The 22,448-nt window shown below is 46.3% G+C and carries 23 protein-coding genes; 16 read left to right on the top strand and 7 right to left on the bottom strand.

Going from position 1 to position 22,448, the window contains the following annotated elements:
* The first annotated feature begins 2 nt into the window (after window positions 1-2).
* From iolD to rpiB, 4 genes are all read left to right on the top strand, one after another.
* Entirely contained in the window at window positions 3-1,853 is a 1,851-nt protein-coding gene (iolD, locus tag C9J01_RS04025; RefSeq protein ID WP_107296800.1) for a 3D-(3,5/4)-trihydroxycyclohexane-1,2-dione acylhydrolase (decyclizing), read from the top strand.
* 11 nt (window positions 1,854-1,864) lie between these two features.
* The gene (iolE, locus tag C9J01_RS04020; protein ID WP_107296799.1) at window positions 1,865-2,773 is read left to right on the top strand and encodes a myo-inosose-2 dehydratase; all 909 of its coding nucleotides are present in this window, start codon (window positions 1,865-1,867) and stop codon (window positions 2,771-2,773) included.
* A 15-nt stretch (window positions 2,774-2,788) separates the two neighbouring features.
* A complete protein-coding gene (locus C9J01_RS04015) occupies window positions 2,789-4,297 on the top strand; it encodes a CoA-acylating methylmalonate-semialdehyde dehydrogenase (protein WP_107296798.1) in 1,509 nt (502 codons plus the stop codon).
* 117 nt (window positions 4,298-4,414) lie between these two features.
* Window positions 4,415-4,885: a ribose 5-phosphate isomerase B gene (gene rpiB / locus C9J01_RS04010; protein WP_107296797.1), complete on the top strand. Its 471-nt coding sequence runs from the start codon at window positions 4,415-4,417 to the stop codon at window positions 4,883-4,885.
* A gap of 20 nt (window positions 4,886-4,905) precedes the next feature.
* On the opposite strand, the gene C9J01_RS04005 is transcribed toward rpiB, so the two are convergent.
* From C9J01_RS04005 to C9J01_RS03985, 5 genes are all read right to left on the bottom strand, one after another.
* Window positions 4,906-5,109 (bottom strand): zinc ribbon domain-containing protein, encoded by a 204-nt coding sequence (locus tag C9J01_RS04005; RefSeq protein ID WP_107296796.1) that lies wholly within the window; start codon window positions 5,107-5,109, stop codon window positions 4,906-4,908.
* Between the two features lie 109 nt (window positions 5,110-5,218).
* Complete coding sequence (locus C9J01_RS04000) at window positions 5,219-5,686, bottom strand: GNAT family N-acetyltransferase (protein ID WP_158264484.1); 468 nt, start codon at window positions 5,684-5,686, stop codon at window positions 5,219-5,221.
* A gap of 13 nt (window positions 5,687-5,699) precedes the next feature.
* Window positions 5,700-6,668, bottom strand: coding sequence for a LysR family transcriptional regulator (locus tag C9J01_RS03995; RefSeq protein ID WP_107296794.1), 969 nt, complete (start codon window positions 6,666-6,668; stop codon window positions 5,700-5,702).
* A 167-nt stretch (window positions 6,669-6,835) separates the two neighbouring features.
* Complete coding sequence (locus C9J01_RS03990) at window positions 6,836-7,642, bottom strand: hypothetical protein (protein ID WP_107296793.1); 807 nt, start codon at window positions 7,640-7,642, stop codon at window positions 6,836-6,838.
* A 249-nt stretch (window positions 7,643-7,891) separates the two neighbouring features.
* Window positions 7,892-8,827 (bottom strand): LysR substrate-binding domain-containing protein, encoded by a 936-nt coding sequence (locus C9J01_RS03985; protein ID WP_107297417.1) that lies wholly within the window; start codon window positions 8,825-8,827, stop codon window positions 7,892-7,894.
* An 87-nt stretch (window positions 8,828-8,914) separates the two neighbouring features.
* Here C9J01_RS03985 and C9J01_RS03980 point away from each other — a divergent pair, with 87 nt between their 5' ends.
* Window positions 8,915-10,420, top strand: a complete 1,506-nt coding sequence (locus C9J01_RS03980; RefSeq protein ID WP_107296792.1) for a Mur ligase family protein — start codon at window positions 8,915-8,917, stop codon at window positions 10,418-10,420.
* A gap of 22 nt (window positions 10,421-10,442) precedes the next feature.
* Entirely contained in the window at window positions 10,443-11,654 is a 1,212-nt protein-coding gene (locus tag C9J01_RS03975; protein ID WP_237156860.1) for an MFS transporter, read from the top strand.
* Window positions 11,655-11,729: 75 nt separating this feature from the next.
* Here C9J01_RS03975 and C9J01_RS03970 read toward each other — a convergent pair whose 3' ends face one another.
* Both C9J01_RS03970 and C9J01_RS03965 read right to left on the bottom strand, forming a co-directional pair.
* The gene (locus C9J01_RS03970) at window positions 11,730-12,206 is read right to left on the bottom strand and encodes a hypothetical protein (protein WP_107296791.1); all 477 of its coding nucleotides are present in this window, start codon (window positions 12,204-12,206) and stop codon (window positions 11,730-11,732) included.
* Window positions 12,207-12,407: 201 nt separating this feature from the next.
* Window positions 12,408-13,934: a winged helix-turn-helix domain-containing protein gene (locus C9J01_RS03965; RefSeq protein WP_107296790.1), complete on the bottom strand. Its 1,527-nt coding sequence runs from the start codon at window positions 13,932-13,934 to the stop codon at window positions 12,408-12,410.
* A gap of 278 nt (window positions 13,935-14,212) precedes the next feature.
* Between C9J01_RS03965 and phnC the strand changes: the two genes are divergently transcribed.
* The 10 genes from phnC (at window position 14,213) to phnL (ending at window position 22,445) form a co-directional block, all read left to right on the top strand.
* The gene (gene phnC, locus C9J01_RS03960) at window positions 14,213-15,022 is read left to right on the top strand and encodes a phosphonate ABC transporter ATP-binding protein (protein WP_107296789.1); all 810 of its coding nucleotides are present in this window, start codon (window positions 14,213-14,215) and stop codon (window positions 15,020-15,022) included.
* 17 nt (window positions 15,023-15,039) lie between these two features.
* Entirely contained in the window at window positions 15,040-16,053 is a 1,014-nt protein-coding gene (gene phnD, locus C9J01_RS03955; protein WP_107296788.1) for a phosphonate ABC transporter substrate-binding protein, read from the top strand.
* Window positions 16,054-16,125: 72 nt separating this feature from the next.
* Entirely contained in the window at window positions 16,126-16,890 is a 765-nt protein-coding gene (phnE, locus tag C9J01_RS03950) for a phosphonate ABC transporter, permease protein PhnE (RefSeq protein ID WP_336596065.1), read from the top strand.
* A gap of 84 nt (window positions 16,891-16,974) precedes the next feature.
* Window positions 16,975-17,670, top strand: a complete 696-nt coding sequence (gene phnF, locus C9J01_RS03945) for a phosphonate metabolism transcriptional regulator PhnF (RefSeq protein ID WP_107296786.1) — start codon at window positions 16,975-16,977, stop codon at window positions 17,668-17,670.
* Window positions 17,671-18,129 carry a phosphonate C-P lyase system protein PhnG gene (gene phnG / locus C9J01_RS03940; RefSeq protein ID WP_107296785.1) on the top strand — a complete coding sequence of 153 codons (459 nt, stop codon included), beginning with the start codon at window positions 17,671-17,673 and terminating at the stop codon, window positions 18,127-18,129.
* A gap of 29 nt (window positions 18,130-18,158) precedes the next feature.
* Complete coding sequence (gene phnH / locus C9J01_RS03935; protein WP_107296784.1) at window positions 18,159-18,758, top strand: phosphonate C-P lyase system protein PhnH; 600 nt, start codon at window positions 18,159-18,161, stop codon at window positions 18,756-18,758.
* A complete protein-coding gene (locus tag C9J01_RS03930) occupies window positions 18,758-19,894 on the top strand; it encodes a carbon-phosphorus lyase complex subunit (protein ID WP_107296783.1) in 1,137 nt (378 codons plus the stop codon). Before phnH ends, C9J01_RS03930 begins: the two co-directional genes overlap by 1 nt.
* Window positions 19,895-20,797 (top strand): alpha-D-ribose 1-methylphosphonate 5-phosphate C-P-lyase PhnJ, encoded by a 903-nt coding sequence (locus tag C9J01_RS03925; RefSeq protein ID WP_107296782.1) that lies wholly within the window; start codon window positions 19,895-19,897, stop codon window positions 20,795-20,797.
* A 13-nt stretch (window positions 20,798-20,810) separates the two neighbouring features.
* A complete protein-coding gene (gene phnK / locus C9J01_RS03920; RefSeq protein WP_419686436.1) occupies window positions 20,811-21,620 on the top strand; it encodes a phosphonate C-P lyase system protein PhnK in 810 nt (269 codons plus the stop codon).
* Window positions 21,621-21,629: 9 nt separating this feature from the next.
* Window positions 21,630-22,445, top strand: a complete 816-nt coding sequence (phnL, locus tag C9J01_RS03915) for a phosphonate C-P lyase system protein PhnL (protein WP_237156859.1) — start codon at window positions 21,630-21,632, stop codon at window positions 22,443-22,445.
* Window positions 22,446-22,448: the final 3 nt, after the last annotated feature.

Genomic DNA, 22,448 nt, shown 5'->3' with positions numbered 1-22,448 from the left:
TCATGAGTGTTAATACTGTACGCCTGACAATGGCTCAGGCACTAGTGAAATACCTGCAAGCGCAAAAAGTAGAAATTGATGGTGATATTCAACCGATGTTCGCTGGGGTATTTGCCATCTTTGGTCATGGCAATGTTGCCGGGCTGGGGGAAGCACTGTACCACGCCAATGAATCTTTACCGACTTACCGTGCCCATAATGAGCAGGCAATGGCACATAGCGCTATTGCTTTTGCTAAGGCGAATAATCGCCAACGTATGATGGCAGCGACGACATCGGTAGGGCCGGGCGCTTTGAATATGGTGACGGCTGCCGCGCTGGCACATGTTAACCGTTTGCCCGTTCTGCTTCTGCCAGGGGATACCTTCGCGACCCGTGAGCCGGATCCAGTATTGCAGCAAGTTGAAGACTGGAGCGACGCAACTATTACGCCGAATGACTGTTTCAAACCGGTCAGCCGTTTCTTTGACCGCATTACCCGCCCAGAGCAGCTCCTGAACAGCTTGCCTCAGGCAATGCGCGTCCTAACTGATCCGGTAGAGTGCGGCCCTGCAACCATTGCGATACCGCAAGATGTCCAGACGATGGCATTTGACTACCCATTGCATTTCTTTAACGAGAAGGTTCACCGTGTACGTCGCCCCGGTGCAGACGAACATGAACTAGCTGAAGTGGTTGAACTCATTAAGCAAGCCAAGCAGCCTTTGGTCATTGCTGGTGGGGGGATTCATTACTCAGGGGCTTTGGAGCAATTCCAAGAGTTCGTAGAAGCCTATCAGTTACCCGTCGGTGAGACTCAAGCTGGTAAAGGGGCACTGGCTTGGGACCATACATCCAACCTTGGTTCTATTGGTGTAACGGGGTCGGCGGCAGTCAACAAGATGGCTGCAGAAGCCGACGTGATCATTGCTGTTGGTAGCCGTTTGCAAGATTTTACTTCCAGTTCAAGAGCGTTATTTAAGGCTGATGCCAAAATCATTTCATTGAACGTCAATGGCTTTGATGCGACTAAGCATTACGGTATCCCGCTGGTTGCCGATGCCAAGGTGACACTGCCAAAACTGACAGAGCAGTTAGCAGATTGGCAAGTGAGTGTTGATTGGAAGCAAAAAGCAGAAGCGCTTCGTCAGGAGTGGAATACAACGGTTTCAATCGCAATGACTGACCGTGGCACAGAGTTGCCAACAGATGCTGAAGTTATTGGTGCGGTTAACCGCGCGGCTGATGAGAAAGACATTGTAGTTTGCGCGGCTGGTGGCTTGCCAGGCGAGTTACACAAATTATGGCGTACCCGCTATGACAAAGGTTATCACCTTGAATATGGCTTCTCTTGCATGGGCTATGAGATTGCCGGTGGGCTAGGTGTCAAAATGGCTAAGCCGGACTCCGAAGTCTTCGTCATGATCGGTGATGGTTCATACCTGATGCTGAACTCCGAGATCGCGACTTCTGTGATGCTAGGTCATAAATTGGTGTTGGTGGTACTGGATAACCGTGGTTTCGGGTGTATTAACCGCCTGCAACATGCTTGCGGTGGAGCAGGGTTCAATAACTTGCTCAAAGATTGCAACACTATCGAGGAAGGGGCCCCGAAAACCGATTTTGCTGCACATGCTCGCTCGCTAGGGGCGCAGGCCGAGAAAGTGGCCAATATCGCCGAGTTAGAGCAAGCCTTGATACGAGCCAAACAAGCGACATCAACGTATGTCATCACCCTAGATACCGATCCGCTAAGTACTACCGAGTCAGGCGGTTCGTGGTGGGAAGTCGCAGTCCCTGAAGTGTCTGAGCGTGAACAAGTACGTGTTGCCAGAGCACGGTATGAAATCGCCAAACAACAGCAAGTGATTTAAGGAGAATTAGCATGACTGTTCAACTAGGTATCAATCCCCTGACTTGGACCAACGATGACTTACCGTCCCTAGGTGCAGAAACACCATTGGAAACATGTCTGACCGAGGGGCGACAGGCGGGGTTTGCTGGCTTTGAATTGGGTAATAAGTTTCCTCGTGAAGCCAGTGTGCTTGGACCAATTCTGGCTAACCATGACCTTAAGTTGGTGTCAGGTTGGTACTCCGGTGAATTGCTGACTCGCTCGGTAGAGGAAGAAATTGCAGCGGTGCAGCCACATCTGACCTTATTGCGCGAGTTGGGTGCCAAGGTGATGGTTTTTGCTGAAGTGACTGATTGTATTCATGGCCAGCAGGAGACACCTGTCCGACTAAGGCCTAAATTCCCAGCGGATAAATGGCAAGAGTACGGCAACAAGCTTAGCGAGTTTGCGAAATACACCAAAAGCCAAGGTGTTGAGATTGCCTATCACCATCACATGGGTACCGTTATCGAGACCGCTAAAGATATCGATAACTTGATGGAGTTTACCAGTGCAGAAGTAGGACTGCTTCTTGATACAGGGCACCTGACATTTGCTGGCGCAGATCCGGTACAGGTGGCAACACGTTGGGCACACCGCATTAATCATGTTCATACCAAAGACGTTCGTGCAGATGTTTTGGCTGATGTGAAGAACCGTAATACCAGTTTCCTCGATGCGGTATTAGATGGCGTATTTACCGTACCGGGCGATGGCTGTGTGGATTATCCGGCAGTGTTCGAACAGCTGAAAAAAGCGAATTACCAAGGTTGGTGTGTAGTTGAGGCCGAGCAGGACCCTGCCATTGCCCATCCAATGACCTATGCCACCCTAGGGTTTAACAATTTACAAAAACTTGCTCGCGAGGCCGGGCTATTGAATGGCGAAGGCCAAGCGTAATTACAGGAGCAAAACATGGAAACCGTTCAAAACTTCATTCAGGGTCAGATTAGCGAAAGCCACAGCCAGCGCTTTGCCCCGGTATTCAACCCTGCAACCGGTGAACAAACTCGACAGGTGGTATTGAGCTCGGCGGCTGAAACGGCAGAAGCGATTGCAGCAGCAGGCAAAGCATTTCCGGCATGGGCAAAAACCTCACCATTGAAGCGTGCCCGCGTGATGTTCAAGTTCAAATCATTGCTTGAGCAGAACATGGATAAACTTGCTCGATTGATTTCAAACGAGCACGGCAAAGTGTATTCGGACGCTGTCGGTGAAGTTACCCGTGGTCTTGAAGTGGTTGAGTTTGCCTGTGGTATTCCGCATCTACAAAAAGGCGAGCACTCAGCAAACGTGGGAACTGGCGTTGATAGTCATTCACTGATGCAGCCGCTTGGCGTCTGTGCTGGCATTACACCGTTTAATTTCCCAGCGATGGTGCCAATGTGGATGTTCCCAATTGCACTGGCAACTGGCAATACGTTTGTTTTGAAGCCTTCAGAGAAAGATCCATCACTGGGTTTGGTGTTGGCAGAGTTATTACAACAAGCCGGCTTGCCAGATGGTGTGTTCAATGTAGTCAATGGTGACAAAGAAGCGGTAGATGTATTGCTGACTGACCCTCGTGTACAGGCTGTGAGTTTTGTTGGTTCGACACCCATTGCAGAGTATATCTATTCAACAGCATCTGCACATGGCAAACGCTGTCAGGCCCTTGGAGGAGCGAAGAACCACTGCATCCTGATGCCGGATGCCGATTTGGACATGGCGGCAAGCGCAATTATGGGCGCGGCTTATGGCGCGGCAGGTGAACGGTGCATGGCGCTTTCTGTGGTTGTTGCCGTGGGTGATGAAACCGCAGATGAGCTTATCGGTAAACTGAAGTCACAAATTGATGTGATGAAGGTTGGCCCGGGCGTGGTGGAAGGCCCTGAAAATGATATGGGACCAGTGATCTCATCACAGCACAAAGACAAGATCTGTGACTACATTACATCGGGTGTCGAGCAGGGGGCTGCTTTGGTAGTCGATGGCCGTGATATTTCTATCGAAGGCCATGAAAATGGTTTCTTCGTCGGGCCAACATTGTTCGACAATGTGTCACCAGAGATGACGATTTACCAAGAAGAAATCTTTGGCCCGGTACTCGCTGTTGTTCGTGTGCCTGATTATCAGACAGGCTTAGAGCTGATTAATCGCCATGAGTATGGCAATGGTACTGCAATCTTTACCCGTGATGGCGAGACCGCCCGTCAGTTCAGTGAAGATGTATTGGCTGGCATGGTGGGTGTGAATGTCCCTATTCCTGTGCCGATGGCCTTCCATAGCTTTGGTGGCTGGAAGCGTTCAGTGTTTGGGCCTTTGAATGTCCACGGTAATGATGGCGTGCGCTTCTATACCCGCATGAAGACAGTCACTAGTCGTTGGCCTGCCAGTGTGCGTCTTGAGCAACACAGCAGCAGTTTTGTGATGCCGACAATGTAATGGTTCTTTTATTTGAATAAAATAGAGTCAGACTTGCACTTCGTGAGTCTGGCTCTTTTTGTATACCGCTATACGAGTTATATCTTTCAAAAATAATAATCAAAGGACTGACTTAACATGAAAATAGCAATAGGTAATGACCATACAGGTGTTGAGCTGAAACATTATCTGATAGCCCAGCTAGAAGCACTTGGCCATACGGTTGTCAATGTAGGGACAAATGATGCTACCCGCACGCACTCAGCTATCTATGCCACCGCTGTTGCGGGGCTAATTAATCAAGGTGATGTTGATCTAGGTATTTTAATTTGTGGTACAGGGGTTGGTATGTCTATCTGTGCCAACAAGTTCAACGGTGTACGTGCTGTTATGGGGGCCAATCTCTATACGGTAAAACAATCAAAAGAACATAATGATACCAACGTGCTAACTCTCGGTGCGTTAACCACAGAAAAAGCTATTGCCAAGCAGCTTGTGACCACTTGGCTTGATGCTGAGTTTGATGGCACGGAAACTCGCCGATATAGGCTTGACCTTATCAGCGAGATCGAAGAACAACAGCACAGTAAGGAAGAAATCTATTCTTGATATTGGTTCAAAGCCTGCTTTTACCGGAGCGCTTCTATGGCCATTGGCAGCAGTTCTACCCAGCTGTAGATAACAATCACAGCAATGACAATGGTCCATATGATGCGCTCTATCCAACTTTTTCGGCTGTAATAGCGAAACGGGTCAGGATCACCGCAATTGGGGCAGGTATGTGCGCGTTTGGATATTTCTTTTTCGCAAATTGGACAAGCTTGCAGTGGCATCCTAAATTACTCCATCTGTATCAATCATTCTATAAACATAGTGTAAAAGCAGTCACTTAAAAACAGATCATCAAGATTTGATTGATTAAAGGGTGAGCCCTATCAAGCTTTACAAAGATACCCGCATTATGTGCTGGGGGCCTACCGGACCACCAAAATACAACTTTTGGGTATCTTCAAAACCTGATTTCAGATAACAGTGGTATGCAGCTAGGTTTTTGCAGTTTACCGTTAGGTAAAGATAGTCATATTGCTTGAAGTGAGTTTTCACATACTCAATGACCTCGGTGACTGACTTTGTACCTAAGCCTTTACCTTGGACCCTTTTATCTATCAGCAAAGTACACAGTCCCACACTGTTTTCAGGACAGTAGTTCTGATTTAGTGGCAACAGAGTATCGAGTTTGAAATAACCGATAACTTGGTGTTCTAAGCAAATAACGAAGGGGAGTACGCCATCTACCCTGGTTTCCAGAAAGGCTTGTGGTGAAGCAGAGAAGGCGATTTGCTCATTGTCCGCTTGAATGTCTAAAATTTCATTTTCAAAAGCGGATGTTTGTGGTCGGATAGTTATCAACTTTAGCCCCATTCTATTGATCACAGTAACCTGCAGACGTGTCTATTTGATCTAGTAAGCAGTCTTTAATGAGGCCGCTGATCCAATTTACTACTTTGCTGTGGTGATCTTTGATATGAAAAAAACAATGAACGCTGAACTGATAGTCCTCAGTGGGGACTAATGATTTGACACTTAGCATTTTTAGGTGTGGGAAATGCTGTATTGGAAAGAGATTGTTGTGCGGAATATACATATCTGTTTGAGAGATAATATCAATTAATGCTAGCAGGACTTCTGACCGAATACCGACCTTTGCATCTACACCATATTCTTTCAGTTTGTCAGAAGCATACACAAATTCGTCATTCCATCCGGGAATAATTAACGAAGCAATCTCATAGTGACCGAAATCTGAGAGTTCTAAGCTTTTGTTAGCGAGAGGGTGGTCTTTTTTGATGATTACTGTTGGGTTGATGTCGACTAGCTTTTTACTATTTATCTGTTTAGTGTGCTGTAGAGTACCATAGTTGATAGCAAGCAATACTTTGTTTTGTGCCAAGTCATCTGGGGTTTGATGGTTCCAAGACACAATTTCTAGCTGTATATTGGGTGCTACTTGTCTAATTTTTCTGTGAAGGTTGCCTGCAATACTTGTAAATATAGGACCCGCTATAGCAATACGAATTGTTTGCTCTAGGTCTTTGGGATCAAAGTCCGTGAGGCTATTGAGTTCTCTGGTTAACCCTTCAATGTATGATGAGGCAATCTTAGCTATTTGGTGGGCGAGCGGAGTGGGTTCAAGCCCTTGTGGGACTTTGACAAAAAGTTGATCATTAAAGTGCTCGCGTAGCTTTTTCAATGAATGGCTAACTGCTGGTTGACTAACATGTAGCCGGGCAGCAGCTCTACGCATATTCTTCTCTTGGTATAAAACAACAAACAGCTTAAGTATATTCAAGTCTAAGCGGCTGGCATTTTGTTGCGTCATCTTAACGTCCATTTCAATCTTTCCTTAAGTATATCAGCAGGCTAAATATCATGAAGCGTAAATTTACAAACTTTATTAAATGTGTTCTGAAATCGGATACTGGATGATACGTAGGCGTAATGAATGGTGTGAATGAAGAGGTCAATGAGAGGGAGGTGACTCCCTCTCGATGATATTTATTAGTAACCGAATGCAGGTGCGAGTACATCGTAGATGATTGCAGGGTAGGCTTTATCCATTAGCAATGGTCGGCTGTAAACAAACCCCGTGTCGTTGTCGATAAAAGTAACACCAAAGAATAGTCGCTCAACGGTACGGTAAGCATCGATATCAAAACCATAATAACCACGATCTAGTGGTGAACCATCCGAGATAACGTGATTATTATCTGCAGTAAATGCTAGTGGGTGTTTAATGGAATGATAACCTTCTTCTTTACAAGTATCGTCGAGACAAAAACCTAGAGAATAAGCGACTTCACCGTATTCAACACTTAGGCTTTTACCTTCTAGACCGGTTGCTAGATAGTTAGCTTGTGGCCATACTTTGCCAGCCGCGATATTGTCGTCATTTAATTGCCAAACGAAATTGTGCTCAAAGTTCATGATGCTATCACCAGGGTCATTGTCACCGGTGTTTTTCGCAGCGTAGTAGGTAATTGTCAGAGTGTCATTTTGCCAATCACATCCGGTAATTACTTCATACTGAGGGTGCTCACCTTCAAAGCTACAGGCTTTGTGAAGAGCAGCAACTGTCATACCAAAACGTTCAGAAACTTCCTGGTACCAGTTATCTGGCATTGGGCGGTCAGGAGAGATATCACCGTCAGGTAAATGTGAAGGTGGTAGTTGAGGCTGAGGTTTAGTTGGAACCTCAATTTCAGGTAAATGGGTAGTTGGTGGCATTGTTTTGTCATCAGTAGAGTTACTTGATGAGTTACAACCAGCTAGCAATGCAACGGCAAGAACAGCAGAGAGTTTTTTCATTTTATTTCACCATCGTGATGACCTACCACAGAAGTAGGTGTCGGTTAGTTTGTTCCCAAGGTAGATATTCGCATGGGTATCAAGATGATGTATTTATACAGTGTTTTATTATTGAGGTGTAATTACTCTCATTGATATGTCAGATAAGTGGAGTTGATTGCCATTTAAAAGAATGATGTTTTATTGCTGATTGATTTAAAATGAAACAATATTTTATTGATGTGAATTTCCAGGGTTAAAGCTGTATCTTTATGCTTTCATTAAGGCTCGTACTTTTTGCTGAATAATTGAAGAGACTTGTTCAGTGAGCCACTTTTGTTTGGGATGTTCACAGTCACGTCGACGGGTGATCATCTCAATATCAAAGTCAGGGATTGGGATAGGGGCTTCGCATATTGTGACGTTGTCACTAGTGGGGACTGAGCGTCCAACCAGTTCAGCCATGACGCAAAGAAGGCGCCTGCCTATTAACATATGACGCAGGGTTAGAAAGCGAGTGGACCCCAACACAACTTTTCGTTTTTTGTCCATGTCAGTCAGTGTGATATCAACCGGAGAGGTCAAATCACGATTAGCAGTGATCACCATTTGTGGGGTTGCTAGATAATCATCAAGACTAATCGGCAATTTCACTTCCAATACTGAATTATCGAATAAGCAAACATGACACTCCCGGTATAAGAAAGTACGAAGTAGACTTTCTGGCAGGGTTTTGAACACACCAATAGCTAGATCAATCTCACCTGACTCAAGGGCAGATTCGCAGTTAGAAGGATCGATAGCTTTGAATAGTATCTGGCTATTAGGACAATCACTAAGCAGTTGATCAAAAAGGGCTGGACCAAACACCTGTTCTGCGTAGTCCGAAAGGCCAATCACAAACTTGTCATGGTATTCTTGCGGCTCAAAAATATTTGGAAGAAGAATGTCTTCGCGGATGATAGTTAGTACGGCAGATATTTTTGGTGATAACTCATGGGCCCGCTGTGTTGGCACCATGATGTTACCTTGCCGTTCAAATAGTGGATCACCCAATAAACCACGGAGACGCTTCAGGTTATAGCTGGTAGCAGGTTGCCCAAGATGAAGACGTTCCGATGCTCCAGAGACACTGCGGCAAATCATGATTGCTTCAAACGTCAGCAGAAGGTTGAGGTCGACACCTTTCCAATTAATACCACTCATAACTTGAATCAGCCCATTCGATTTCATTGATATCTTTGATAGCGCTAAGATACCAGCATTGAAGAGAGTATTCGACTTGAGAACAGCATGAACAGTAGCCACCGTAAAGTTTTAACGTCATTAGCTTCATTACCAGTAAAGGAATTCAAGACACATAGCCAAAAGGTGAATCCCGGCGATGTGTTTGTATGTCGACAAGGCCTAACATGGGATAGTCATTTATCGGCTCAAGACGCAGTCGAACGCGGTGCTTGTGGTGTTATCGCGAACCGACCCTTGGACTTGTCGGTGCCATGTATGGTGACGCCCAGCCACAGCACATCTGTTAGTTTGATTAACCAGTACTATGCTTACCCTCAAGATCAGATCAAGCACATTGGGGTGACAGGGACCAATGGCAAAACAACCGTAGCATATTGCTTGAACCAGTTGCTCAACCTCAGGGGCAAGTCCGCTTATACCGGTACACTAGGCAGCTCGTTTGACGATGTTTATTACCCATTGGACAACACGACGCCAGATGCTATTACCTTACTGAATCTATTTCATGCGATGGAGAAATGTGGTGCCTCTCACCACGTCATGGAAGTGAGCAGCCATGCTTTATCTCAGGATAGGGTGACACATATCGACTTTGATATTGTCATTATCACCAATATTGGCTCCGATCACCTTGATTATCACAAGCACCGTGAAGACTACATCCAAGCGAAATTAAGGCTGATTGATAGGCTAAAGCCAGGTGGCGTCGCCATTGTCAATTTGGACGATGAACAATCCCTCTCTGTTATTGAGCGATGCAGAAGCCGCTGTGAGGTGATTAGTTTTAGCTGTGTCGATGAAGGTGCAGATCTCTTTGCTTCAAAGGTACTTTCTACTTGCAGTGGCAGTCAATTTACCTTGAATTACCAAGGGACAGAATATCAAGTCACCTCGAGTTTGCCGTTCCTTTTTAATGTTGAAAATAGCCTTGCCATTATTGCTTCTATGCTGGGTTTGGGAATGCCGATAAAAGAGGTACTGGGTTTATTAGAGTTAATGCAACCGGCACCGGGACGTAGTGAAGTGTATCCACTCAGTAATGGTGCAACCGTGATCCTCGATTATGCCCATAATTACGATAGCCTGAGTAATCTCTATCGGAATGTCCTTGAGCATAAGACTGGCAAAGTCGTGACGGTTATCGGAGTAACGGGAGAGAGGCTAGCAGATGCCGATGATATTGGTGAGTTGTGTTTTGAGCATTCAGATCAACTGGTGCTGACCACGGATAACCCATTAGGCGTTAATCAAGAAGATTTGTTTATGGCGCTGACAAGTAAATTGCCACTGAACTCAAACAAAGCTAGCGCATGTATTGAGGACCGGTTGCTGGCAATTAAAGTGGCAATAACTGAGATCCAATCAGGTGATGTCTTGCTGCTCTGCGGTAAAGGACATGAAAAGTACCAGTACATTACCAGCAATAAGAATGATGCAAAGCCTTATGTGGGAGATCTGGACGCATTGAAAATAGCCGTTGAAGCCATTGGTTTGCAGGTGGTATCTGGACTTGCTGAATCAGAAGAGCCGGCAGACCTTACGGTTAAATAAACGACTTTAGAGGAATGGTAGCATGGCACTCCTGAGCCAAACAGAACCCATCCCGATGGGAAAAAATGCGACCTATATAAAGTTGTTGTCTGCCCAAGTGGTCTCGCTGGTGGGGACCGGAATCAGTACCTTGACGCTGGCATTGCTAGCTTGGGATATCGCAGGGGACGAAGCCAGTGTAGTACTGGGGATCGCATTTGCGTTGAAGATGATTGCCTACGTTGGCTTGGCCCCCGTGTTTGGTGCCATTGCCCATAAGCTTCCCAGAAAGCCTGCAATGATCACACTGGATCTGGTCCGTGCAGGTTTCATCATGTTTTTGCCCTTTGTGACGGAAACATGGCAGATCTATGTGCTGGTCTTCTGTATCAATGCTTGCTCGGCAGGGTTTACTCCCTTGTATCAATCGACGCTGCCAGCAGTACTGCCCGATGAGAATCAGTATTTGAGGGCATTATCATTTAGCAGGTTAGCCTATGATCTTGAGCAAATAATCAGCCCGTTGCTGACGGCTTCATTGTTGGTGGTGCTGGGGTTCAGGCAGTTATTTATTCTTAATGCCTTTACCTTTTTGTTGTCAGCAATACTGCTCATGATTTGTGTGTTTCCGCTGATCAAAGCAACACCGCACTGTGAAAACGGGCCGCTGAATCAACTTAAGTATGGGTTGCAGTCTTACTTGTCGACGTCAAGGCTAAGGGCTCTTTGGATTGGCTATTTGGCTGCTTCAGCTGCCAGTGCGATGGTCATAGTAAACACAGTAGTTTACGTTAACCAGATCCTGGCTGGGGGAGAGCAAGAGACTGCGCTTGCAATGGCTGCGGTGGGTTTTGGCTCTATGGTCGTTGCGCTGAAACTTCCCAAATGGCTTGAAGGTAGAAAGCTACGTGGTTTTATGTTGCTGGGTAGTTCGATGATTGTCGTTGCTTTTGTGATAGCGGCACAGCTTCCTGGTTGGTATGGTTTTATTTGGGTTTGTTTGCTCTTTGGCGCGGGTATGTCTTTTATCCAGACTCCTGCGGGTGTGTTGATCACCCGTTCTTGCCAAGATGAGGATGCAACCGCTTTTTTTGCTGCCCATTTTTCACTGACTCATTTGTGGTGGTTGTTTACCTACTTACTCGCAGGGTGGAGTGCCGTCATGTTAGGTTTGTCTGCCTCGTATTGGGTAATGGGCGTACTCTGCCTTGGTAGCCTTTTAGCGGTATATCGTTGGTTTCCCAAAGAAGACTAGTCGACGAGGTTTGTACCGATATAATAATAAAGCCACTCAACGTATTTAATTGAGCGGCTTTATTTAAACGTTTACTTATTTGGCTTGTTCATGACGAATATACATGATTGCAATCATACTAAAGCCCATGAATTGCCACAGGTATTGACCATCACTCGCACCTGAAAGTGTTTGGGTAAATGCCATACAACCAGCAACAAATAATGAGGCAACAGCAGAGTAAAATAGCCATGGACGTTCTTTATTTGAAAGAAATTCGCCATTAAAGACAGAACGAATAATCAAAATGAATGGAACGCATTGCAATACAATTAAAATCGGAAACATGAAATCGAAAGTAGGGCTAAGGAATACATGACCTACTTGGCTTTTATCCCATGTGCCAACAATATAGCCCTTCCAACCTGCCCAAGTATCACCCGAGTAAGCGGTTTCCGGCGTAACGATACCTAACATTACACCCATCACCTTATCTATAAAGCCATTCTTAAACCAGAATACAAACAGGAAAATTTGCAGCGGGATAATCTGGAAGGCCATTTTCTTTAACATGCTTTTACCTCAAAAAACGAAGAGTGTTTGATGGGGAAATTATGAAAAGATTGAACTGCTAGCTTATTGATGCAAGGCAATACGACAGGAATACAAACAAAAATCAAAGGTGTAGAAACCAGTGTACCGCTTGAGATAAAGGTTGTTAAAGTGCCTAGTCCTTGTGCTTCAAGGGCTAGGCAAGATTGAAGAAATTGTCGCTTAATGCTCTTTAGCTTGGGTTTGGAAAAGGTTTGGTTTTTGTAAAGGTTTCATAAGATCAAAGAGTTGCCCATTTACTTCTTTTTTCATGTCGCTGTAGCATTGGTAGTGGTAGGCAGCTCCACGAGGGTTTTCAGATTGGGTATCGACAATACTTAACAGATAGAAACTGATAGGGCTAGGCGTGCTCTCTGCGGCATAGAAAAGATAAGGGAAAGCTTGATCATTTCGTTCATTGAGCAGCAGCGCTAAACCTAGGGTTAAGTTGGCAATATCACAGCGTGGATTCATCTCGAAAGCTTGATGAGCCAGACTTAGGGCAAGCTCCTTGTCATATTCATTTCCCGATTGTAAAAAAGCGAGCGATGAGTGGTAAGAGAGAAGTGAATTGACAAGGTAATTTTCACGTCCTTGCGCTTTGATCATTTGTAGTTGTTCGGCAACAGCATCTAAGGCTATATTTCCTTTGCCTTGGTAGAAAAGAGAGATGCCAGCTGAAATAGCTTTCCAGTCTTTATAGTCAGATATTGAAGTAATACGGTGGTTAGATATCTCATAGCCAGGATCATTCGGGGAAATAAGGGACTTTATTTCAAGGACGATATCACCAATATCATTAAAAAAGCTCTGTTCGTTAAAACGCTTTTCTATTTTATGATTTAACTGAGGATGTTTTGTGTTTTGTAATAAAACAGTAAATGTATAGTCTTGACCGTTATGCTTTATCCAACTCTTAAGTTCGAACCCATTATTTTCTAAGGTGTCTTTCGCCTCAGCGGTTAGCTCTGAAAAATGATAGCCAGAGATGGTTTTTGCAGAATTAAGTCCGTAGAAAAGATAGTTATAGACACTTTGTGCCATTTCGAAATCTTGTTCAGTGTCTAACTGCACTTGATGCAAAAAAACAGGGCTGTTGAGATTTGTTTTTGCAGTGACAATCGTTTCTGGTGATGGCTGAGTGTTCTTCCAGATGTAACCTGCGCCAAAGCCCATTACGCTTAATGCCAATATGCCTGATAGAACCACAGCGAGGCGCTTGTATTTATGTGTTGAAGATTGCTCTGGGTTGAGTGTTACTTCATCCACTGTATGGGGCTTATCCAGACTGCACTTTGCATCACAGGCTTCTTCTGTATTGCTTAGTTCTATATTGGCTTTTTCGGTATTAAGTTCTTCTGTATTGTTTTCTTCTGCACTGATCTCTGAAACCGGCATCTCGAATAGGTAACCCTGCTTAGGAATGGTTTTGACGATTTGATAGGGCCGGCTTTTATCTTTTAGCTGGCTGCGAAGCAGGCTAACAACTTGGCGAACGAGGTTGTCGGAGACTTGGCTTCTTTGCCACACACTGTCGGCGATTTGACGAGCATTGACGACCACACCATTTTGAACGATGAAATAGCTCAGGAGTTTTGATTGCAAAGGTTCAAGGTGTATTTCTTGTTGTTCAATGACAATCTGGTTTTGATCTGGCATGAACACAATCTGAGGTTCGTGATGGATAAGATAGCGGGTCTTGGCAGTCATATGCTTACAGCGAATAATAAAAAACCCTGCTAGCGTAGAGGGTTTGGCCTATGGAAGCAAGTATCTGCCTTTGATGAATCTTTCTTGACGGTCTTATCTAGACAAGTTGGTCTGTTGTTGGCTTGTTTTCGGTATTGTTCATTGATTCTTAGGCAATTTTCCTCACAACAACAAGCTAAATGTTGTTTCCAACCGTCACGAGCCTGACATTTTCAATCAATAAAACATTCACATTACACCCGCACTCTGTACCACGAATCGGACATGAGATGACGGACATGGATACCATCATAAGCATCAGCAATATCAATAAGACTTTCGGTAACAAGCAGGCACTGAAAGGGATTAACCTGACAATCAAAAAACGCTCGATGACAGCACTACTTGGCCCATCGGGTTCAGGCAAGTCAACGTTAATGCGCCACCTCAGCGGCTTGGTCGTTTCGGACAAAGACGCAGATTCACACATTACAGTGCTCGGGCAAACGGTCCAGTCGCAGGGTAAAGCGAGTAAGCATATCCGCCAGTGCCGTGCGCAGGCAGGGTATATCTTCCAACAGTTTAACTTGGTGAACCGCCTGAGTGTAATGACCAATGTACTCATTGGTGCGCTTAGCGAAACACCAAAGTGGCGCACTCTGACAGGTACTTTTACGGCTGAGCAGCAACAACGGGCTTTACAGGCACTTCAGCGGGTAGGGATGGAGCAATTTGCCCATCAGCGGGTGTCAACGCTTTCTGGCGGTCAGCAGCAGCGCGTGGCCATTGCCCGTGCACTTATGCAGCGCGCCAAAATCATTTTTGCCGATGAGCCTATTGCTTCTTTAGACCCGGAATCATCACGCATCGTGATGGAGTTGCTTGAGGATATCAACCGTAAAGAGTGGATTCCGGTCATTGTGACTCTTCACCAAGTTGATCATGCCCTTAAATATTGTGAGCAGATCATCGCACTTCGTGAGGGGGAAGTTTTCTATCAGGGTTCTGCGGACGAATTGACAGAGCAAAAACTTAAAGCGCTCTATAGCGCAGCCAAACCCCAGCAAGAAAATGCACCTGTTGGTGCTGAACTAGCGCCATCATTTTAAATCAGCAGGGAAAAATCATGTTTACCACTATCAAAAAAGTTGGCTGCTCTATCGCACTTGCTGCCAGTTTGGTTTCGCCACTAACCAGTGTGGCTGAAACCATGAAAGAAATTAACTTTGGTATTATTGCAACCGATGCCCAGCAAAACCTAAAGCAACGCTGGGAGCCTATGCTGGATGATCTGAGTGAAGAGCTGGGTATCAAGGTGAACGCCTACTTTGCGCCAGATTATGCTGGCATTATCCAGGGAATGCGCTTTAAGAAAGTCGATTTTGCCTATTTTGGCAATAAATCAGCGATGGAAGCAGTCGACCGTGCCAATGCAGAGATCTTTGCTCGCTACATTGATAAAGACGGAACCCAAGGTTATTACAGCGTATTGCTGGTCAACAGTGAAAATGACGATATCAATACACTGCAAGATGTGATTGATAACCGCAAAGACTTGATGCTGGGCAATGGTGAGCCTAACTCAACGTCAGGTTTCTTGGTACCGAACTATTACGCGTTTGCCCAGAACCATATTTCGGCGAATGACTTCAAGCGCACTATCGTTGCTAATCATGGTTCAAATGCTATGGCAGTGGCGAACAAGCAGGTCGATGTTGCGACAAACCACACTATGAACCTAGTACGCATCAAGCAAAGCAATCCAGACTTGTACAGCAAGTTGAAAGTGGTGTGGCAATCAGAACTTATCCCTTCGGATGTAATCACTTGGCGCAAGGATATTCCTGAAGGAGTCAAAGACAAGGCTCGAGAGTTCTTCTTAGCTTACGGCAAAGACAATCATCAGCAGTTGGATAACCTCAAGTTATTGGCTTGGTCAGGGTTTGCACCAGCAGACAATAACCAGTTGTTGCCGATCCGCCAGATGGAAGCATACAAAGCTTTGGTAGAAACCCAGGATAACCCACGCTTGAGTGATAAAGTGAAGAAAGAGCGCATTGCTCAGTACCAGGCTGAACTGGAATCTCTGAGCGCGGAAATTGATGCACTCAAAGTAAACTCGGGTAATGCACAAGGTTAATAAAGGATAAGGGCAGGGGCGATGTCCCTGCCACACAAGGACATAATGATGCACACCAATACTCAACACCTGATGCCGTCATCAAAGCTTTCGATTAAAAACGCTGTTATCGCGGTCATCGTACTCAGCATTTTAATGTGGGCTTGGCGAGGCGCAGAAATGGCACCAATGATGTTCTTCGAGCATCCTGAAAATATGGTGCAGCTACTCAAGGATTTCTTTCCACCTGATTTTACTGATGTTGAACTGTATTTCAGCGAAATGTTAGTCACGATCCAGATTGGTATTTGGGGAACCTTGCTTTCGATTTTGTTAGCTATCCCATTTGGCATTTTGAGCGCTGAAAACTTGATGCCGACGTGGGTTACCTTTCCGGTACGTCGTTTGATGGACGGTCTAAGAGCAATCAATGAAATGGTTTTTGCCATGCTGTTCGTGGTGGTGGTTGGCCTCGGCCCTTTTGCTGGTGTCATGGCCCTGTTCATTCATACCACAGGTGTACTGGCAAAACTGTTTGCCGAGGCAGTAGAAGCGATAGAGCCGGGACCAATTGAAGGTGTGAAAGCAACTGGTGCAAACCCACTGGAAGTGATTCTATATGGTGTCATTCCACAAGTTATGCCGCTGTGGATTTCATACTCCTTGTATCGCCTCGAATCAAACATTCGCTCTGCGACTGTTGTGGGTATGGTCGGCGCAGGTGGTATTGGTGTGTTGCTGTGGCAATCAATTTCCGGTTTTCAAATGCAGCAAACGGCAGCCATCATGCTGATTGTTATTGTAACGGTGAGCATTATTGATTTTGTTTCCCAGATCATTCGCAAGAAATTCATTTAATTGAAATATTGATTTAATCACGGAATAAAAATTTTCGGTTTACATGTCTAGATAAGTATTTACCGAGAATTTAAGGAAATGAAAATGCCTGTCTATCAAAAAATTGCCAAGGAATTGGAGGATGACTTACGTCATAAATATCAGGCAGGTGATTATTTACCGTCCGAATCACAATTAGCAAAATATTTTCAAGTCAATCGGCATACGGTGAGACGCGCCATTGATGAGTTGGTAACGGCAGGGCTAATTCTACGCCATCAGGGTAAAGGGAATATGGTGTTAAGCCAACCAGCAGATTACTACCTTCATTCTGGTGCCCATTTTACCGGCAACCTGCTTGAACAGGGCTCTCTACCGCGTTGTGAAGTGCTGCAGTCACGTACGCTTGTTGCCAGTGAACGGTTGGCTGGAAAGCTTGATTGTGAACCGGAAAGTAAGATTATCCACTTACGGACCTACCGAAAAATGGATGGTGTTCCACGTACCGTGATTGATCATTATTTGTCTGACTACAGCTGGTGGCCAGTGATAAAGCATTTTCAATCTGGCTCACTGCATAATTTTATTAAAAAAGAATTGGGTGTTGAATTAGAGCGTAAAAGCACTCGGCTTCGCGCCCAAATACCGAATACAGAATACTGCCGACTTTTACAAATAAATAGCAGTATCCCGTTATTAATAATACGTACCACAAATGTCATCAAAGGCACGGAAAAAGTAGCTGAATATTCAAGTTCAAATACCCGATCCGATGTCATTGAATTAGTCATGGAGCACTAAATGGACACCACGGAAAAAAGAAAACATTGGATGTCTGTACTGGCCCAGGCCAGTTTTGAAAAACTCTCAACCCTTTGGCAGCAGAGCCGTAACCAACATGGATTGGCTCCGGATTACAAGATCATACGCCCAGCAGAAATCGGCCTGGCACAAGTTCGGGCAAGAATGGGGAGTACTGGCCGTCAGTTCAATATTGGCGATGTCACCATAACACGTGCTGCCGTTCAGCTGGCAAGCGGTGAGATGGGTTATAGCTACCTTCAAGGGCGCAACAAGCAGCATGCAGAGTTAGCAGCCGTATTGGATGGATTGCTGCAAACAGATCAATACCATGAGGCCATCTTTGCTCAAATCGTCACCCCATTGTCAGCGGATAAGCAGGCCGAAAGGGAGCAGCGTCAACAAGAGGTTGCTAGCAGCAAAGTGGACTTTTTCACCATGGTTCGTGGTGAAGATTAAGCCGCGGTAATAGATAAAGGAGATATACGATGAGCCATATTACCTCGGCTTTCACTGATGCCGTACATGATAGCCAGTTTTGTTTTAGACGCCTGCTCAAAGCAATGTCCGAACCAGGGACTCTGGTTGAACTAGACCGCTGCTCTGGTTTTGGGGCAATGATGCCAGCGACAAGTCAGGTGCTACTCGCGATGGCGGATAACAGCACGCCGTTGTGGTTGTCCCAGTCGTTTTTGCAAGACAATGCCGCGATCCAAAATGTCCACTTCCATACTGGCGCTACAACCAATGCGGCACCGGAACAAGCTGTATTTGCAGTGGTTGCTGCGGCTGATATGCCAACTATCACGTTTGATGAGCTGGCATTTAACCTCGGTAATGAAGAATACCCGGATCGCAGCACTACATTGGTTATCGAAGCCACTAGCCTCTCTTCTGGCCAGCGATTCAAGCTTAAGGGGCCTGGGATTAAAGAAGAGTGCTGTATCCAACTGGGTGAGCTTTCGTCGGATGTGAACAACATCCTGCTGGCCCAGGGAAAAATGTTTCCCCTCGGGCTGGATTTGATTTTTGTTTCAGGTGAGCAAGTGGTGGCCATCCCGCGCTCAACATCAGTGGAGGCGATGTAATGTACGTTGCAGTTAAAGGCGGCGAAAAAGCGATTAAAGCCGCACACCAACTTCAGGCGCAAAAGCGCCGGGGTAATACCGACCTGCCTGAGCTTCAGGTTTCTCAAATCAGTGAACAGCTTGCAGGTTCAGTCGATCGCGTGATGACCGAGGGCGGCATTTATGACAAAGAGTTAGCGGCATTGGCTATCAAGCAGGCCAGTGGTGACTTGGTAGAAGCCATCTTCCTGTTGCGCGCTTACCGTACCACTCTGCCTCGTTTGGCCGTGTTGGAGCCGGTTGATACCTCAGATATGCGTATTGAGCGCCGTATCTCGGCAACATACAAAGACCTTCCCGGTGGTCAGTTGTTGGGGCCAACCTATGACTATACCCACCGTTTGTTGGACTTTAGCTTACTGGCAGAAGGTGAAGAACCCATGAGCATGGCGCAGCAGGTACCTGCTGAAGATGAAGTGCGTAGCGTTAACGAGCCTTGCCCACAAGTAATGGGGATTCTTGAAAAGCTGGATTTGATGGTTGTTGAACAGGATATGGGTGAGCAACCAGATGATGTCACCATGGAACCGGTAAATTTCCCCTGTGATCGTTCTGCACGTTTGCAGCAACTGGCACGAGGTGATGAGGGCTTCTTGCTAGCGCTTGGTTATTCGACCCAAAGAGGTTATGGCCGTAACCACCCGTTTGCCGGTGAAATTCGCTCAGGAAAGGTGACGCTGTCACTGAGTCCAGAAGAGCTATGCACAGAGACCGGTAGTATTGATATTGATATCGGTGAGCTTGAGCTGACTGAATGTCAGATGATTAACGGATTCATCGGAAACAAGCAGCAGAAACCTAAGCTGACACGGGGTTATGGCCTGACATTTGGTTTTACTGAGCGTAAAGCAATGTCTATGGCGCTGGTAGATCGTGCGTTGCAAGGTGCCGAATACGATGAGCCAGTTGATGGTCCTGCACAAGATGAAGAATTTGTCTTGGCCCATGCGGATAACGTAGAGGCTGCAGGGTTTGTCTCTCACCTGAAATTACCGCACTACGTTGATTTCCAATCTGAATTGGAGCTTCTACGCAAGATGCACAAAGAACACGATGAACTGATGGTACCACAGCACGTAGACGGTGAGGGCAAGTAAATGTCACAAGCACAAAACCATGGCTATAACTACGGTTATCTAGACGAGCAAACCAAACGTATGATTCGCAGGGCGCTGCTAAAAGCGGTGGCTATCCCTGGTTACCAAGTGCCTTTTGGTGGCCGTGAAATGCCGATGCCATATGGTTGGGGGACTGGTGGCGTTCAGCTAACAGCCACGATCATTGGTCAGGACGATACCCTTAAGGTGATTGACCAAGGGGCAGATGACACCACCAATGCCGTGTCTATCCGTGAGTTCTTCAAAACCGTGGCACTGGCCAATACCACCGAAACGACAACCGAAGCCTCTATTATCCAGACTCGTCACCGCATTCCAGAAGTCGCGTTGCAGAAAGATCAAATTTTGGTTTATCAGGTGCCGATCCCAGAGCCATTGCGTTTTATCGAGCCGCGTGAAACGGAAACCCGCAAAATGCACGCCTTACAGGAGTACGGCATCATGCATGTCAAACTGTACGAGGATATTGCACGGTTCGGCCATATTGCGACTGCCTATGCGTATCCGGTCCGTGTCAACGAGCGCTACATCATGGATCCATCGCCAATCCCGAAATTCGATAACCCGAAAATGGACAACATGGCGGCTCTTCAATTGTTTGGCGCCGGACGTGAGAAGCGTATTTATGCCATCCCACCCTATACCAAGGTTCATAGCTTAGATTTTGATGACCACCCGTTCGAAGTACAGAAGTGGGACGAGCCATGTAGTATCTGTGGATCGACTGATACCTTCTTGGATGAGGTGGTGATTGATGATGAGGGCAATCGGATGTTTGTCTGCTCAGACACTGACTACTGTCGCCAGCAGGTTGAAAAGAACTCGGAATCACCAATGCACGAAAACGCACGTAAAACCGCAGAACTGATGGATGCACAATAGGCAGAGCGAAATGATGATGGAAATGACAAACCTTAGAGAACAACCGCTACTGTCGGTACAAAACCTCACCAAACTCTATGCGCCTGGCAAAGGGTTTTCAGAGGTATCGTTTGAGCTATTCCCTGGTGAAGTATTGGGTATTGTGGGCGAATCAGGCTCGGGCAAAAGTACCTTGCTCAAAGCCATCTCTGGCCGCTTGCAACCTGACAATGGCGAAGTGCTTTACTTACGCGGTGGCGCAGATCAACAACTTGCCCAGATAGAAGACCTTTATGCAATGGCAGAAAGCCAGCGCCGCCACCTTCTTCGCACGGAGTGGGGAGTGGTTCACCAGCATCCAATGGATGGGTTGCGTGGACGAGTCTCCGCTGGCGGCAATATTGGCGAGCGGTTAATGGCAGTAGGCAAAAGCCATTACGGTGAAATTCGTAATGAGGCTGAAAAGTGGCTAGGGGATGTTGAAATTCCTGCCGAGCGCATTGATGACATGCCCACGACCTTCTCTGGTGGTATGCAACAGCGACTACAGATTGCCCGCAACTTGGTGACTCACCCAAAGTTGATCTTCATGGACGAGCCGACTGGCGGCCTTGATGTGTCGGTACAGGCAAAGCTATTGGATTTATTACGCCGGTTGGTAACAGAGTTGGAACTTGCTGTCGTTATCGTGACGCACGATTTGGCCGTTGCGCGCTTGCTGGCTCATCGGCTGATGGTGATGAAGCAAAGCTATGTAGTGGAAACTGGCTTGACCGATCAGGTGTTGGACGACCCTCAGCATTCTTACACCCAGCTTTTGGTCTCATCGGTACTGCAAAACTAAGGAAAGAACATGAATAAGCCAATGTTGAAAGTCTGTAATGTGAGTAAAACCTTCGTTTTGCATAATCAAAACGGTATCGAGTTACCGGTACTACAAGATTCATCGTTGAGTGTCGAGCAAGGAGAGTGTGTTGTGCTGCATGGACACTCTGGCTCAGGCAAGTCAACCTTACTTCGTGCTTTGTATGCGAACTACCTGGTTGATTCTGGCTCCATTGAAGTGTGTCACCATGATCAATGGGTAGACCTTGTTAGTGCTTCCCCGCGAGAAGTGCTGAATGTACGACGTGATACCGTGGGATGGGTAAGCCAGTTCCTACGCGTTATCCCTCGTATCAGCGCGCTGGAAGTTGTTATGCAGCCGATGCTGGAAGTTGGGGGCTGCCGTGAGGAAGCTGAGCGTAAAGCCAGTCAACTGCTTCGCCGCTTGAACGTTCCAGAACACTTGTGGCACTTGGCGCCGGCAACCTTCTCTGGTGGTGAGCAGCAACGGGTTAACATCGCGAGGGGCTTTATTGTCGATTACCCAATCTTGCTACTTGATGAGCCAACGGCGTCATTGGATGCGACCAACAGCGCTGTTGTGGTCAGTTTGATTGAAGAGACCAAATCTCGCGGTGCGGCGATTGTGGGCATATTCCATGATGAAGAGGTGAGGTCGCAGGTCGCTGATCGCTTGTACGAAATGAAACCAAAAGCGGCCAATTCAGAACAGGCATCGCAGCAGACTGCAAAAGATACAACAGACCAAAACAATTCAACCGTGATGTCTGTGCAGGCATCATCGCAACTTGAAATGGCTCCAGCAACCGAACACGTTGCCTAGTCA

Origin of the sequence: Photobacterium rosenbergii, from assembly GCF_003026455.1 — a bacterium.
Classification (GTDB): Bacteria; Pseudomonadota; Gammaproteobacteria; order Enterobacterales; family Vibrionaceae; genus Photobacterium; species Photobacterium rosenbergii.
Note: the sequence above shows the minus strand (reverse complement) of the source record. Positions and strands in the feature narration are given on the sequence as shown.

Coding starts and splice junctions, on each gene's coding strand:
- iolD (WP_107296800.1), top strand. CDS start 3: ATGAGTGTTAATACTGTACGCCTGACAATGGCTCAGGCACTAGTGAAA.
- iolE (WP_107296799.1), top strand. CDS start 1,865: ATGACTGTTCAACTAGGTATCAATCCCCTGACTTGGACCAACGATGAC.
- C9J01_RS04015 (WP_107296798.1), top strand. CDS start 2,789: ATGGAAACCGTTCAAAACTTCATTCAGGGTCAGATTAGCGAAAGCCAC.
- rpiB (WP_107296797.1), top strand. CDS start 4,415: ATGAAAATAGCAATAGGTAATGACCATACAGGTGTTGAGCTGAAACAT.
- C9J01_RS04005 (WP_107296796.1), bottom strand. CDS start 5,109: ATGCCACTGCAAGCTTGTCCAATTTGCGAAAAAGAAATATCCAAACGC.
- C9J01_RS03995 (WP_107296794.1), bottom strand. CDS start 6,668: ATGGACGTTAAGATGACGCAACAAAATGCCAGCCGCTTAGACTTGAAT.
- C9J01_RS03990 (WP_107296793.1), bottom strand. CDS start 7,642: ATGAAAAAACTCTCTGCTGTTCTTGCCGTTGCATTGCTAGCTGGTTGT.
- C9J01_RS03985 (WP_107297417.1), bottom strand. CDS start 8,827: ATGAGTGGTATTAATTGGAAAGGTGTCGACCTCAACCTTCTGCTGACG.
- C9J01_RS03980 (WP_107296792.1), top strand. CDS start 8,915: ATGAACAGTAGCCACCGTAAAGTTTTAACGTCATTAGCTTCATTACCA.
- C9J01_RS03975 (WP_237156860.1), top strand. CDS start 10,443: ATGGCACTCCTGAGCCAAACAGAACCCATCCCGATGGGAAAAAATGCG.
- C9J01_RS03970 (WP_107296791.1), bottom strand. CDS start 12,206: ATGTTAAAGAAAATGGCCTTCCAGATTATCCCGCTGCAAATTTTCCTG.
- C9J01_RS03965 (WP_107296790.1), bottom strand. CDS start 13,934: ATGACTGCCAAGACCCGCTATCTTATCCATCACGAACCTCAGATTGTG.
- phnC (WP_107296789.1), top strand. CDS start 14,213: ATGGATACCATCATAAGCATCAGCAATATCAATAAGACTTTCGGTAAC.
- phnD (WP_107296788.1), top strand. CDS start 15,040: ATGTTTACCACTATCAAAAAAGTTGGCTGCTCTATCGCACTTGCTGCC.
- phnE (WP_336596065.1), top strand. CDS start 16,126: ATGCCGTCATCAAAGCTTTCGATTAAAAACGCTGTTATCGCGGTCATC.
- phnF (WP_107296786.1), top strand. CDS start 16,975: ATGCCTGTCTATCAAAAAATTGCCAAGGAATTGGAGGATGACTTACGT.
- phnG (WP_107296785.1), top strand. CDS start 17,671: ATGGACACCACGGAAAAAAGAAAACATTGGATGTCTGTACTGGCCCAG.
- phnH (WP_107296784.1), top strand. CDS start 18,159: ATGAGCCATATTACCTCGGCTTTCACTGATGCCGTACATGATAGCCAG.
- C9J01_RS03930 (WP_107296783.1), top strand. CDS start 18,758: ATGTACGTTGCAGTTAAAGGCGGCGAAAAAGCGATTAAAGCCGCACAC.
- C9J01_RS03925 (WP_107296782.1), top strand. CDS start 19,895: ATGTCACAAGCACAAAACCATGGCTATAACTACGGTTATCTAGACGAG.
- phnK (WP_419686436.1), top strand. CDS start 20,811: ATGATGGAAATGACAAACCTTAGAGAACAACCGCTACTGTCGGTACAA.
- phnL (WP_237156859.1), top strand. CDS start 21,630: ATGAATAAGCCAATGTTGAAAGTCTGTAATGTGAGTAAAACCTTCGTT.